Source organism: Agrobacterium pusense (genome assembly GCF_900102105.1).
GTDB lineage: Bacteria > Pseudomonadota > Alphaproteobacteria > Rhizobiales > Rhizobiaceae > Agrobacterium > Agrobacterium pusense.
Map to the genome: position 1 here is coordinate 843,510 of NZ_FNBB01000001.1, position 12,816 is coordinate 856,325.

General features: G+C 58.8%; 12 protein-coding genes and 1 tRNA gene. 3 read left to right on the forward strand and 10 right to left on the reverse strand.

Features of this window, described 5'->3' with window-relative positions; all coding sequences use genetic code 11:
* Positions 1–2 precede the first annotated feature (2 nt).
* From BLU28_RS04260 to BLU28_RS04280, 5 genes are all read right to left on the reverse strand, one after another.
* On the reverse strand, positions 3–1,106 hold the full coding sequence (locus BLU28_RS04260; RefSeq protein ID WP_004439171.1) for an ABC transporter permease: 1,104 nt from the start codon (positions 1,104–1,106) through the stop codon (positions 3–5).
* Between the two features lie 7 nt (positions 1,107–1,113).
* The gene (locus tag BLU28_RS04265) at positions 1,114–2,619 is read right to left on the reverse strand and encodes an ABC transporter ATP-binding protein (protein ID WP_048902636.1); all 1,506 of its coding nucleotides are present in this window, start codon (positions 2,617–2,619) and stop codon (positions 1,114–1,116) included.
* A gap of 82 nt (positions 2,620–2,701) precedes the next feature.
* Positions 2,702–3,694, reverse strand: coding sequence for a BMP family lipoprotein (locus BLU28_RS04270; RefSeq protein WP_004439166.1), 993 nt, complete (start codon positions 3,692–3,694; stop codon positions 2,702–2,704).
* 214 nt (positions 3,695–3,908) lie between these two features.
* A complete protein-coding gene (gene msrA / locus BLU28_RS04275; RefSeq protein ID WP_022555365.1) occupies positions 3,909–4,559 on the reverse strand; it encodes a peptide-methionine (S)-S-oxide reductase MsrA in 651 nt (216 codons plus the stop codon).
* Between the two features lie 63 nt (positions 4,560–4,622).
* Positions 4,623–4,940 carry a hypothetical protein gene (locus BLU28_RS04280; protein ID WP_004439161.1) on the reverse strand — a complete coding sequence of 106 codons (318 nt, stop codon included), beginning with the start codon at positions 4,938–4,940 and terminating at the stop codon, positions 4,623–4,625.
* A gap of 220 nt (positions 4,941–5,160) precedes the next feature.
* Here BLU28_RS04280 and BLU28_RS04285 point away from each other — a divergent pair.
* The 3 genes from BLU28_RS04285 to dnaJ all read left to right on the forward strand — a co-directional run bounded on the left by BLU28_RS04285 (position 5,161) and on the right by dnaJ (position 8,685).
* Positions 5,161–5,250 (forward strand) — tRNA-Ser (locus BLU28_RS04285).
* A gap of 307 nt (positions 5,251–5,557) precedes the next feature.
* A complete protein-coding gene (dnaK, locus tag BLU28_RS04290) occupies positions 5,558–7,459 on the forward strand; it encodes a molecular chaperone DnaK (protein ID WP_004439158.1) in 1,902 nt (633 codons plus the stop codon).
* A gap of 89 nt (positions 7,460–7,548) precedes the next feature.
* Positions 7,549–8,685, forward strand: coding sequence for a molecular chaperone DnaJ (gene dnaJ, locus BLU28_RS04295; RefSeq protein ID WP_077986534.1), 1,137 nt, complete (start codon positions 7,549–7,551; stop codon positions 8,683–8,685).
* A 66-nt stretch (positions 8,686–8,751) separates the two neighbouring features.
* On the opposite strand, the gene BLU28_RS04300 is transcribed toward dnaJ, so the two are convergent.
* The 5 genes from BLU28_RS04300 to BLU28_RS04320 all read right to left on the reverse strand — a co-directional run bounded on the left by BLU28_RS04300 (position 8,752) and on the right by BLU28_RS04320 (position 12,737).
* Positions 8,752–9,303, reverse strand: a complete 552-nt coding sequence (locus BLU28_RS04300; RefSeq protein WP_077986533.1) for a DUF924 family protein — start codon at positions 9,301–9,303, stop codon at positions 8,752–8,754.
* Between the two features lie 12 nt (positions 9,304–9,315).
* Entirely contained in the window at positions 9,316–9,528 is a 213-nt protein-coding gene (locus BLU28_RS04305; protein ID WP_077986532.1) for a SlyX family protein, read from the reverse strand.
* 148 nt (positions 9,529–9,676) lie between these two features.
* Positions 9,677–11,182 carry a tripartite tricarboxylate transporter permease gene (locus BLU28_RS04310; protein ID WP_004439149.1) on the reverse strand — a complete coding sequence of 502 codons (1,506 nt, stop codon included), beginning with the start codon at positions 11,180–11,182 and terminating at the stop codon, positions 9,677–9,679.
* 9 nt (positions 11,183–11,191) lie between these two features.
* Complete coding sequence (locus tag BLU28_RS04315) at positions 11,192–11,653, reverse strand: tripartite tricarboxylate transporter TctB family protein (protein WP_004439147.1); 462 nt, start codon at positions 11,651–11,653, stop codon at positions 11,192–11,194.
* 100 nt (positions 11,654–11,753) lie between these two features.
* The gene (locus BLU28_RS04320; protein WP_004439144.1) at positions 11,754–12,737 is read right to left on the reverse strand and encodes a tripartite tricarboxylate transporter substrate-binding protein; all 984 of its coding nucleotides are present in this window, start codon (positions 12,735–12,737) and stop codon (positions 11,754–11,756) included.
* Between the last annotated feature and the right edge of the window lie 79 nt (positions 12,738–12,816).

Sequence of the window (12,816 nt, forward strand, 5' to 3'; positions counted from 1 at the left end):
GCTCACCCCTTTGCCAGACGCTGGTAAATGCGGACGATTGCAGGCCGGTACATATATTCCAGCGCGCCGGCGAAAAGGATCACAAGACCCTGAATGACCACGATCATCTCGCGGGTAATGTTGGGCATCTCGAAGGAAAGGTCTGCGCCGCCCTGATAGAGAATGCCGAACAGCAATGCCGCGAAGATGATGCCGAGCGGATGGCTTCGGCCCATCAGCGACACGGCGATACCGACGAAGCCCGCACCGGCGACGAATTCCACCTGCAGACGGGCCGACGCGCCCATAACCGGGTTCAGCGCCATCATGCCCGCCAGACCGCCTGAGATGAGCATGGCGATGATGACGGTGCGTGCATAGGGAATACCGGCATAAATGGCGGCGGAGGGGCTGATGCCGAGCGTGCGCATTTCATAACCGAGCTTGGTGCGCCAGATGAGCACCCAGACCAGAAAACACATCACCAACGCTATCAGGAAGGAGACGTTAAACGGCGCCGGACCAAGCTTCAGGCCGAAGAGAGCCATCAGCCAGTCGAGTTTCGGCAATTGGCCGCCCGGCAGAAAAGTGCGGGTTTCCGGCGCCATCTTGCCGGGCACGATCAGCACGTTCACCAACAGATAGACCATCAAGGCCGCAGCAATGAAGTTGAACATGATGGTGGTGATGACCACGTGACTGCCGCGTTTTGCCTGCAGCCAGGCCGGAATGAAGGCCCAGGCGGCGCCAAAAACAGCAGCGCCGATGACAGCGAAGGGCATCGTCACGTACCACGGCACATAACGATCGAGCGCCAGCGCCACCAGCGCCGCGCCAAGGCCACCGACATAGGCCTGACCTTCGGAGCCGATGTTGAAGAGCCCGGCATGGAACGCGACGGCGACGGAGAGGCCGGTGAAGATGAAACTCGTCGTATAAAACAGCGTGAAGCCGATGGCATCACCACGGCCGAGCGCCCCTTCGATCAGCAGGCGCAGCGCCGCCAGCGGGTTTTCACCGATGGACCAGACAACGAGGCCGGAAATCAGAAAGGCGGTAACGACATTGAGAAACGGCAGGAGGCCGTAGGTAATCCAGTTTGGCAGCGGTACGGAAGCGGTGCTCATTCATGCCTCATGCGGCGATGCCGGCCATCATCAGGCCCAGCGTCTGTTCTTCGGCTTCCGCCGTTTTTTCTCCGACGACCCGGCCTGCGAACATGACCATGATCCTGTCCGACAGCGACCGGATTTCATCGAGTTCGACGGAAACCAGCAAAATCGCCTTGCCAGCATCGCGCATTTCGATGATGCGGCGATGAATGAATTCGATCGCGCCGATATCCACGCCGCGTGTCGGCTGGCCGATGATCAGCATCTTGGGGTCACGCTCGATTTCACGGGCGACAACGATCTTCTGCTGGTTGCCGCCGGAAAAGTTGGCGGTCTTCAGCTGCGGGTTTGGCGGGCGGATATCGTATTTTTCGATCTTCTCGACCGCATCCCTGCGAATGGCCTCGGGGTTGAGGAACGGCCCTTTGCCGTAACGTTCGTCGTGATGATAACCGAGGATGGAGTTTTCATATTCCTCGAATTTAAGCACCAGCCCCATATGGTGGCGGTCTTCCGGAATGTGGGCGAGGCCAAGCCTGCGTAAAATTGCGGGATCGGGGCGATCGACCTTCTGTCCGTCCACCCAGATTTCGCCGGAATAGGGCTTTCGGATGCCAGCGATGGCTTCCAGCAGCTCCGACTGGCCGTTGCCTGCGACACCGGCTATACCGACGATTTCACCGGCGCGGACATCCAGCGAAACGTCATCCACCATGGTGACGCCGCGGCTATCCTTGACGGTGAGATTGCGGATCGACAAAAGAACGTCGCCCGGCGTCGTTTCGCCCTTTTCCACCCGCAGCAGCACCCGTCTGCCGACCATGAGTTCGGCCAGCTCCTCGACGCTCGTTTCGGAGGTTTTCCGGGTCGCCACCATCTCGCCACGACGCATGACTGAAACGGAGTCCGTGATCGCCATGATCTCGCGCAGCTTATGGGTGATGAGAATGACCGTCTTGCCCTGATCACGCAACACGCCGAGGATCTTGAACAGGTGATCGGCCTCTGCCGGCGTCAGAACGCCGGTCGGCTCGTCAAGGATCAGGATTTCCGCGCCACGATACATGGCTTTCAGAATTTCGACGCGCTGCTGGAGGCCGACCGGCAATTCCTCGATCACCGCATCGGGATCGACTTCCAGTCCATAATCGTCTTCCAGGCGCTTCAGCTCCCTGCGTGCACCAGCCCGGCCATTGGCCAGCAGCGCACCGCCTTCTGCGCCCAGCATGACATTTTCCAGCACGGTAAAATTTTCGACCAGCATGAAGTGCTGATGCACCATGCCGATACCGGCATTGATGGCGGCCTGACTGTCGCGGATCGAAACCGGCGTGCCGTTCACCCGGATTTCACCGGCATCCGCCTGGTAAAAACCGTAGAGGATCGACATCAAAGTCGACTTTCCGGCACCGTTTTCCCCGATGATGCCGTGGATCGTACCCCTGGCAATTGTCAGATTGATGTTCTTGTTGGCGTGTACGGCACCGAATTTCTTGTCGATGCCCACGAGCTCGATTGCAGGGTCCATATTCAAACCGAAACCTCTCCGAAGGCTGGATATGAAAAGGGCGCAAGATGAAAAACATCATGCGCCCCAGCCACATATCATATCATTTCGGGCAGGAATTGTCCGCCATGTAATCATGGACCTTGACGGCGCCGGAGATGATGTCGGCTTTGGCCTTGTCCACGGCGGCAGTCATTTCAGGCGTGATGAGCGCCTTGTTGTTATCGTCGAGCGCGTAGGCAACGCCGTCTTCCTTGACGCCGAGAGCGACGATGCCAGGCGTGAACTTGTCATCCTTGGCGTCCTTGTAGGCGTTGTAAACGGCCAGATCGACGCGCTTGACCATCGAGGTCAGAACTGAACCGGGATGCAGGTGGTTCTGGTTGGAATCGACGCCGATCGAGAATTTCTTGTTGTCGGCGGCAGTCTGGAGCACGCCGATACCGGTCGCACCGGCTGCCGCGTAAATCACGTCCGCGCCCTGATCGATCTGGTTTTTGGTAAGCTCGCCGCCGCGCACAGGGTCGTTCCAGGCAGCGCCGGTGGTGCCGGTCATGTTCTGGAAGACTTCGATCTTGTCGTTGGCAGCCTTGGCGCCTTGAGCGTAACCACAGGCGAACTTGCGGATCAGCGGAATGTCCATGCCGCCGATAAACCCGACCTTGCCGGTCTTGGAAGCCATGCCGGCCAGCAGACCGACGAGGTAAGAACCTTCGTGCTCCTTGTAGACGACCGAGCGGACGTTCGGCAGTTCAACGACGGAATCGACGATCACGAACTTGGTGTCGGGGAATTCGGCGGCAACCTTTTCCATGGCCGAGGTCCAGGCGAAGGATACGGCGACGACAGGGTTGAAACCCTTGCTGGCGAAGTTGCGGATGGCCTGTTCGCCCTGCGTGTCGCTGGTCGGTTCGAAGTCGCGGAATTCGATGCCGGTTTCCGCCTTGAACTTTTCAGCGCCGGCCGCAGCGGCCTCGTTGAACGACTTGTCGAACTTGCCGCCCGTGCCATAGACCAGCGCAGGCTTGATATCCGCGGCGAGCGCGGAAGCCGACATTGCGGCAAGCGCAAAAAGCGTCAGAAGGGATTTTTTCATTGTGCAGCCCTGTTGTTGCAATTGATATTTTAAGGGTCCTCCCGCAATCCCGTTTCCCGGGAATGTCTGCGGAACCGCCAGCCGTTATACCGGCTGTGCTTGCCTCATATCCTTGCATGGCTCAATGAAAAATTCATCCGGTTTTTTTGACCCGGTGGAAAAACTTTGATCTGGCGATTTTTTAGTCTTTCCACCGGGCAGAACTGCAAAAAAACTAGTCGATATTGCAGCTTACGCCGGTTCCCCTGAGGCCGCAGTAGCCACCCGGGTTCTTGGCAAGATATTGCTGGTGATAGTCCTCAGCGTAATAAAACGTTTCAAGCGGGCCGATCTCGGTGGTGATGGCGCCGGCATGGCCAGCCTCTTCCAGAGCCTGCTGAAATGCGTCTCGAGCTTTCTGCGCCTGCTGCAGCTGCCCTTCCGTCGTCGCATAAATGGCGGAACGATAGGTTGTGCCGATGTCGTTGCCCTGCCGCATGCCTTGAGTGGGATCATGCTCCTCGAAAAATATCTTCAAGAGCGCCCCGAGCGAGGTCACCGCCGGATCGTAGACAACCTTGACCACCTCGGCATGGCCCGTCTGACCCGTCGTCGTTTCCTGATAGGTCGGATTGCGGGTAAAGCCGCCGGCATAACCGACCGCCGTCACCCAAACGCCGGGCGTGTTCCAGAACAACCGCTCCGCGCCCCAGAAGCAACCCATGCCGAGATAGATGGTCTCTAAGCCATCCGGATAAGGCCCCTTCAGAGGTCTGCCGTTGACGAAGTGAAGTTCCGGCACAACGAGAGCCTCTTCACGGCCAGGCAACGCCGTCTCTTCGGTCGGCATCGTCGTTTTTTTAGAAAGCGTATCGAACAGGAACATTCGGTCCTCCATGCGGCCAGTTCCGCCGCTTCTCACGGTTCACATCCGCGGGCGCCAGCCCCGTCAGACCGACAAACGTCTCGTCGCCTTGTATTTTCTGTAACCGGCCATCCAGCAGAGGAGGGACAGAGCGAGGAAAAAGGCAAATGCAGGCAGTGCCGACAGGGCATTTTCTATGAAGCGCCACGCTTCAGGGTGAATATAGTGAGCCAGAGACGCTTCCACCATGGTTCGCGAAGCAGGAAGAAGATAGTTCCAGACTGACAATATGCCGGTGATGGTGACTGATGACGTGGAAACAGAGCGGATCGAATCGAGCACACCCAGAAAAATCGCTGCGGCGAGGAAAAGAAAGCTCAAAAACCGCAAAAAAGCTTTCATTGGGATACCTCGCTCACGGTCTGCCGCTTACGGCAGCCACATTTTGAAACATTTCCTGCATGGATAAAGGCCGGAAAACGCGATTGCAATCGCATCGAAAGGCATGAAATTGCCGACAATTCAAAAAACTGTCAGATTCGTGTTGATCCCTGCGAATTCATCGGTATATATCGCGCCGTTCCAGTGATTTGCATTCTTCATGACATGCAGACTTGAAAAAGGACAGGTGGCCGAGTGGTTTAAGGCGCACGCCTGGAACGCGTGTGTGCGTGAAAGCGTACCGTGGGTTCGAATCCCACCCTGTCCGCCATTTCGCCCACTTCAAACCATTATAATGGCATCCCGGAAGTCCTTGTGCCTGCGGCGCCGGACGACTGCGCAGCATAGCGTCAAAGTCGCGTTTTTCGGCTTACGCAAGCCTTGATGGCTATGCATCTGCAAAGAAAGAGTTTCCGGCGCTTTTTTGCTGCCTTTCCCCTGCTCTTGCGCCTTGCAGCCGCAAAAATCGCTCCTTATATACGCCGCATAACAGCAGCGAAGGCTGCAAATCCAAGTCAAGGTGCTGTCAAAGGAATGCCTCACGGGGTTCAGACAGCGCGCTTCAAGGAGAGAAGAGCATGGCAAAAGTAATCGGTATCGACCTTGGCACAACCAACTCCTGCGTCGCAGTGATGGATGGCAAGGACACGAAAGTTATTGAAAACGCGGAAGGCGCACGTACCACGCCGTCCATGGTGGCATTTTCCGATGATGGCGAACGCCTTGTCGGCCAGCCGGCCAAGCGCCAGGCGGTCACCAATCCGACTAACACCCTGTTTGCGGTAAAGCGCCTGATCGGCCGCCGTTATGAAGACCCTACCGTCGAGAAGGACAAGGCTCTTGTTCCTTTCGAGATCGTCAAGGGTGACAATGGCGACGCCTGGGTGAAGGCGCAGGACAAGAATTATTCCCCTTCGCAGATTTCCGCGATGATCCTGCAGAAGATGAAGGAAACCGCTGAAGCCTATCTCGGTGAAAAGGTCGAGAAGGCCGTCATCACCGTTCCGGCGTACTTCAACGACGCGCAGCGCCAGGCAACCAAGGATGCCGGCCGCATCGCCGGCCTTGATGTTCTGCGCATCATCAACGAGCCGACCGCGGCAGCACTCGCTTACGGCCTCGACAAGAAGGACGGCAAGACGATCGCCGTTTATGACCTTGGCGGCGGCACCTTCGATATTTCCGTTCTGGAAATCGGCGACGGCGTCTTCGAAGTGAAGTCCACCAATGGCGATACCTTCCTTGGCGGTGAAGACTTCGACATGCGTCTGGTCGAGTATCTGGCCGGCGAGTTCAAAAAGGATCAGGGCATCGATCTGAAGAACGACAAGCTCGCTCTGCAGCGCCTCAAGGAAGCTGCCGAAAAGGCGAAGATCGAACTGTCGTCCTCGCAGCAGACCGAAATCAACCTGCCGTTCATCACGGCTGACGCTTCCGGTCCGAAGCACCTGACGCTGAAGCTGACCCGTGCGAAGTTCGAAAGCCTGGTCGACGACCTCGTGCAGCGCACCGTTGCACCTTGCAAGGCAGCGCTCAAGGACGCCGGCGTCTCCGCTTCCGAGATCGATGAAGTCGTTCTCGTCGGTGGCATGAGCCGCATGCCGAAGGTGCAGGAAGTCGTCAAGCAGCTGTTCGGCAAGGAGCCGCATAAGGGCGTGAACCCTGATGAAGTTGTTGCCATGGGCGCGGCCATTCAGGCTGGCGTTCTGCAGGGCGACGTCAAGGACGTTCTGCTGCTCGACGTGACCCCGCTGTCGCTCGGCATCGAAACGCTGGGTGGCGTCTTCACGCGTCTGATCGATCGCAACACGACGATCCCGACGAAGAAGAGCCAGACCTTCTCGACCGCCGAAGACAACCAGTCGGCCGTGACCATCCGCGTCTCGCAGGGTGAGCGCGAAATGGCGCAGGACAACAAGCTGCTTGGTCAGTTCGACCTCGTTGGCCTGCCGCCGGCACCGCGTGGTGTTCCGCAGATCGAAGTTACCTTCGATATCGACGCCAACGGTATCGTGCAGGTTTCGGCCAAGGATAAGGGCACCGGCAAGGAACAGCAGATCCGCATCCAGGCCTCCGGTGGCCTTTCTGACGCCGACATCGAAAAGATGGTCAAGGACGCCGAAGCCAACGCTGAGGCCGACAAGAAGCGTCGTGCGGGCGTGGAAGCCAAGAACCAGGCTGAAAGCCTCATCCATTCCACCGAGAAGTCGGTGAAGGAATATGGTGACAAGGTTTCCGAAACCGACCGCAAGGCGATCGAAGACGCCATTGCCACCCTGAAGACCGCGGTTGAGGCTTCCGAGCCTGACGCCGACGACATCCAGGCGAAGACCCAGACCCTCATGGAAGTCTCCATGAAGCTCGGTCAGGCCATCTATGAAGCGCAGCAGGCCGAGGCTGGCGATGCTTCCGAAGGCGGCAAGGATGACGTCGTCGACGCTGACTACGAAGAAATCAAGGACGACAAGAAGTCCGCATAATCGCGCGACTTTCCGTCTCCTGACAATTTATGCAAGACATCCGGCTGCCGCGTGCAGCCGGAAATCCATTTGCGGGGCTTGTTAACTGAATGGCGAAAGCAGACTTTTACGAAACACTCGGCGTCAGCAAGACTGCGGACGAAAAAGAGCTGAAAAGCGCCTTCCGCAAACTCGCGATGAAGTACCATCCGGACAAAAACCCTGATGATGCCGATTCCGAACGGAAATTCAAAGAAATCAACGAAGCATACGAAACGTTGAAGGATCCGCAGAAGCGCGCGGCCTACGATCGTTTCGGCCATGCGGCCTTTGAAAATGGCGGCATGGGCGGCGGTGGCGGCTTTGGCGGCGGCGGTTTCGCCAATGGCGGCTTCTCGGATATTTTCGAAGACATCTTCGGCGAGATGATGGGCGGCGGTCGCGCGCGCCGATCTTCCGGCGGTCGCGAACGCGGTGCCGATCTTCGCTACAACATGGAAATCACGCTGGAAGAAGCCTTCACCGGCAAGACGGCGCAGATCAGGGTTCCGACCTCGATCACCTGCGACGTCTGTTCCGGCTCGGGCGCCAAGCCCGGCACGCAGCCGAAGACCTGCGGCACCTGCCAGGGTTCAGGCCGCGTGCGCGCCGCGCAGGGCTTCTTCTCGGTGGAGCGCACCTGCCCCACCTGCCATGGCCGTGGACAGACGATCTCCGACCCCTGCAGCAAGTGCCATGGTCAGGGCCGCGTAACGGAAGAGCGCTCGCTCTCGGTCAACATTCCCTCGGGCATCGAGGATGGCACACGCATTCGCCTGCAGGGCGAAGGCGAAGCCGGCATGCGTGGCGGTCCGGCGGGCGATCTCTATATCTTCCTGTCCGTGCGTCCGCATGAGTTCTTCCAGCGCGACGGTGCCGATCTCTATTGCACCGTGCCGATCTCGATGACGACGGCAGCGCTCGGCGGCACCTTCGATGTCACGACGCTCGATGGCACGAAGTCGCGCGTCACGGTTCCGGAAGGCACCCAACCGGGCAAGCAGTTCCGTCTGAAGGGCAAGGGCATGCCGGTGCTGCGTTCGGCGCAGACGGGCGATCTCTATATCCAGATTCAGATCGAGACGCCGCAGAAACTCAGCAAGCGACAGCGCGAGCTGCTGCAGGAATTCGAGCAGCTGTCTTCCAAGGAGAATAATCCGGAATCGACGGGCTTCTTCGCCCGGATGAAGGAATTCTTCGACGGCTGAGTGCCGCCGTTCTTCACCATCAGAAACGCCGCCATCCCTTGGACTGGCGGCGTTTTCTTTTTGGGGTCAGCCTGAAAAGCCGCCCTCTTCCAGATATCGCCGCTCCTCCGGTGTCGTTTCCCGCAACAATATCTTGTTACGATGCGGAAAGCGGCCGAAACGTTCGATGATCTCGCGATGTTCTTCGGCGTGATGCAGATAAAGCCCGCCAAGCGGCTGATTGAGACGGCACGCCCGGTGCTGCGCCTCCAGATCTTCTGCGTGAGAAAACGGTAGATAGAAGAAGACCCGCAGATCCTCACTCACCGCCTGATCATGTCCGCGCCGGATGGCTTCATCGGCCAAAAGCCGTGCCAGAGGATCGGTCGCATACATGTGGGCCGTGTCGCGAAAGCAGTTGCGCGGAAACTGATCCAGCAGCAGCATCAAGGCGAGGCTGCTTTCTGCACCCTCCAGCCAGCCATCCAGTTCCCGCCTCGCGGCAGCGAAATGAGCGTCACGGAACCGGTCGTGAAAGTGACTGTCGAAGGCGGCGTCCTTGTCGAACCATTTTTCCGGGCCAGCCTTCTTCCAGAAGTCGACGATTTCTTCAGCGAGCTTGGCTGTGTCGTTTTTCATCCTGTACTCCCGTCAGTAATGCGGTGGCCTTGTGATGGCGGGCGCGTCCAATGACTGCTCCTCAAGGCTCAGGAACCGCTCTGTCAGGCGATCAAGCTTGGCGCGGGTATGTTCAACAACCTTCCACTGCTCCGCCAGCTGGTCCGACAGTTCCTCTATCACCTTCACCTGATGCGCGACCGTTTCCTCGAGCGCGATGATCCGTTCTTCGGTTTCCGATGTCATGGTGACCTCTCTTTCCAGCCCTTCCTTGGGCCTAAAGGCTCGCAAGTCAACCATATGTCGCTTTCGTGAAGCGAATTCGGCATGGCGGAAACAGAGACAGAAAAGCCGGCGATGTCTCCATCGCCGGCCTCATGAGTTTATCGCATTCTCAGTCTTCTTCTACGAAAACCTCTTCGCGTTTCTTTTTCACGCTGGGGAGGAAGACGATGATCAGCACGGCGAGCGCAATGAAAAGCAGGGTGGCGCTGATCGGCCGGGTCACGAAGGTCGACGGATCGCCACGCGACAGGATCATGGCGCGCCGCAGGTTCTCCTCCAGCAGTGGACCGAGCACGAAGCCGAGCAGCAAAGGGGCAGGTTCGCAGCGCAGTTTCACCAGCACGTAACCGATGAAGCCGAAGAAGGCGACGGCATAGAGATCGAAGACGTTTGAATTGACGCTGTAGACCCCGATGGCGCAGAAGGCCATGATGATCGGGAAGAGCACGTAGTAGGGCACCGTCAGCAGCTTCACCCACAGGCCGATCAGCGGCAGGTTGAGGATGACGAGCATCAGATTGCCGATCCACATGGAGGCGATGATGCCCCAGAACAGCGCCGGCTGTTCGGTCGCCACATTCGGACCGGGAACGATGCCCTGAATGATCATCGCGCCGATCATCAGCGCCATCACCGGATTGGCCGGAATGCCGAGCGTGAGCAGCGGAATGAACGACGTCTGGGCACCGGCATTGTTGGCCGATTCCGGACCGGCCACACCGGCGACCGCACCATGACCGAATTCTTCCGGGTTCTTGGAGACACGTTTCTCCACGGTGTAGGAGGCAAAGGCGGCAAGGATCGCCCCGCCACCCGGCAGGATGCCGAGAGCCGAACCAATGGCCGTGCCGCGCAGAACCGGCCCTACCATGCGCTTGAAATCATCCTTGGTCGGCATCAGGCCGCTAACCTTGGCGATCAGCACCGAACGGGTCCGCTCGTTTTCGAGGTTGCGCAGGATTTCGGCGATACCGAAGACACCCACAGCCACAGCCACGAAATTCAGACCATCGGCATATTCGCGGATACCGAGGGTGAAGCGCGGCGTGCCGCTATAGATATCCGTGCCGACGAGACCGAGCAGCAGGCCAAGCACGACCATGGCCAATGCCTTGACGATGGAGCCATGGGCGAGCGCGATGGACGACACGAGGCCGACGACCATCAGCGAGAAATATTCCGCCGCGCCGAATTCCAGCGCGATTGCCGTGAGCGGCGGCGCGAAGATTGCGACGAGGAAGGTTGACACCGTGCCGGCGAAGAACGATCCGATGGCGGCGATGGCAAGCGCTGCACCCGCCTTGCCCTTGCGTGCCATCTGGTAACCATCGATGGCGGTGACGGCAGAAGACGATTCGCCGGGCATATTGATCAGGATCGCCGTGGTCGATCCACCATATTGCGCGCCGTAATAGATGCCGGCGAGCATGATCAGCGACGAGACGGGCTCAAGCTGGAAGGTGATCGGCAGCAACATGGCGATAGTCGCCGTCGCGCCGATGCCGGGCAGAACGCCGATGAGGGTGCCAAGCAGCACGCCGATCAGGCAGAAAAAGAGGTTTGCCAGCGACGAGGCGGTGACGAAACCGAGCGCAAGATTATCGAGCAAATCCATCGCTATACCTCAGAAGTTGAGCCAGGGGCCGAAGCGCTGGAAAGGCAGGCCAAGACCATAATTGAAAACAGCGACGGAAAAGACAGTGATAGCCGCGGAAAGAACGACCGCCATCAACGGGCTCATCTTGTGTGAGGCGAAGGACGCAATGAGCGCGCTGAAAAACAGCGCCGGCACAAAACCCAGGCCCCGAACAGTGAAACCGAAAAAGATCGGCGCGGGCAGGATGAAAAATATGCCGCGCCAGGCGATTGCGCCGATGCCCTCGCCAGCCGGCCGGGTTGCGCGCAGGAATATGACGCCGCCAAGCAGGATCAGGATGATCGCGAGTACCAGCGGGAAGTAGCCCGGCCCCATACGGAAGGCGGTTCCGATTTCCAGACCATAGGACTGCAAGGCAAAAAAGACGCCAAGCCCCATAAAAATTGCCCCGCAGACTGCTTCGGCAGGGTCATTAAATAACGACTTCATGAAAGATGCCCCTCCACGGCGGCCGACATTCAGCCGGTTCGCCTGTTAAAGTTGATCACGGTCGACCGGCGGCAGGAAACCGCCGGTCTTTCCGCGTTCATCAGTCGGCATATTGGCCGGCAGCCTCAATCACCGGCTTCCAGCGGGCGATTTCGCTCTCAAGCTTGGCCTTCAGCGCCGCCGGTGTCGCATCGCTTTCCGGCGACGGCGTGGTGCCGAGTTCCGCAAAACGGGCCGCGACATTCTTGTCCTTCAGCGCCACCTGCAGCGACTTGGAGAGCTTTTCATTGATTTCCGCAGGCGTGCCCTTCGGCGTGTAGATGCCGTGCCAGATGCCGACTTCGAGTTTGGGCAAGCCAGCTTCGGCAACTGTCGGCACGTCCTTCAGCACATCCAGCCGCTTCGGCGAGGTTACGGCGTAAGCCTTCACAGTGCCGCCCTGGATCTGCTTGGTGGTGTTGGTGGTCTGGTCGCACATGATGTCCACCTGGCCGCCCAGCAGGTCGGTCATGGCAGGACCGGTGCCCTTGTAGGGAACGGTAACGAGCGGCGTCTCGATGGCGCTCATGAACAGCATGCCGCACAGATGAGAGGCCGCGCCGATGCCGGCATTGGCAACGGTGACCTTGTCCTTGTTCGCCTTGGCGTAATCGATCAGCCCCTTGAGGTCCGTGGTCTCAAGGTTCTTGCGCGACAGGATGGTCATCGGTACTTCCGTGACCAGACCAACATATTCGAAAGCACTGGTCGTGTCGTAAGCGAGCTTTCGATAGAGCGTGGCGCTGGTCGCCATGCCGATGTGGTGGAGAAGGATGGTGTAACCGTCGGGATCTGCGGAGGCAACGCGGCCAGCGCCAAGCGTGCCGCCAGCGCCGCCGACATTTTCCACGATGATCTGCTGGCCGAGATCCTTCGACATGGATTCAGCCACAAGACGCGCCACCGTGTCCGTCGGGCCACCGGCCGAGAAAGGCACGACCATGGTGATGTTACGCTCGGGATAGGTCTGAGCGGATGCGGACAGCGCGAAAAGGGAAACGGCAGCGGCGGCAGCAAGGCCGGAAACTGTCTTCAGTATTTTCATCGATTCCTCCCGGATGAAAATGATCGCCACTTCAGCCGCGCATGCTCCTCCATGGCGGCCGGGGTGACGATATTTGCGA

Excerpts from the sequence above, each read along its gene's own strand:
- BLU28_RS04260 (WP_004439171.1), bottom strand. The coding sequence starts at position 1,106 with ATGAGCACCGCTTCCGTACCGCTGCCAAACTGGATTACCTACGGCCTC.
- BLU28_RS04265 (WP_048902636.1), bottom strand. The coding sequence starts at position 2,619 with ATGGACCCTGCAATCGAGCTCGTGGGCATCGACAAGAAATTCGGTGCC.
- BLU28_RS04270 (WP_004439166.1), bottom strand. The coding sequence starts at position 3,694 with ATGAAAAAATCCCTTCTGACGCTTTTTGCGCTTGCCGCAATGTCGGCT.
- msrA (WP_022555365.1), bottom strand. The coding sequence starts at position 4,559 with ATGTTCCTGTTCGATACGCTTTCTAAAAAAACGACGATGCCGACCGAA.
- BLU28_RS04280 (WP_004439161.1), bottom strand. The coding sequence starts at position 4,940 with ATGAAAGCTTTTTTGCGGTTTTTGAGCTTTCTTTTCCTCGCCGCAGCG.
- dnaK (WP_004439158.1), top strand. The coding sequence starts at position 5,558 with ATGGCAAAAGTAATCGGTATCGACCTTGGCACAACCAACTCCTGCGTC.
- dnaJ (WP_077986534.1), top strand. The coding sequence starts at position 7,549 with ATGGCGAAAGCAGACTTTTACGAAACACTCGGCGTCAGCAAGACTGCG.
- BLU28_RS04300 (WP_077986533.1), bottom strand. The coding sequence starts at position 9,303 with ATGAAAAACGACACAGCCAAGCTCGCTGAAGAAATCGTCGACTTCTGG.
- BLU28_RS04305 (WP_077986532.1), bottom strand. The coding sequence starts at position 9,528 with ATGACATCGGAAACCGAAGAACGGATCATCGCGCTCGAGGAAACGGTC.
- BLU28_RS04310 (WP_004439149.1), bottom strand. The coding sequence starts at position 11,182 with ATGGATTTGCTCGATAATCTTGCGCTCGGTTTCGTCACCGCCTCGTCG.
- BLU28_RS04315 (WP_004439147.1), bottom strand. The coding sequence starts at position 11,653 with ATGAAGTCGTTATTTAATGACCCTGCCGAAGCAGTCTGCGGGGCAATT.
- BLU28_RS04320 (WP_004439144.1), bottom strand. The coding sequence starts at position 12,737 with ATGAAAATACTGAAGACAGTTTCCGGCCTTGCTGCCGCCGCTGCCGTT.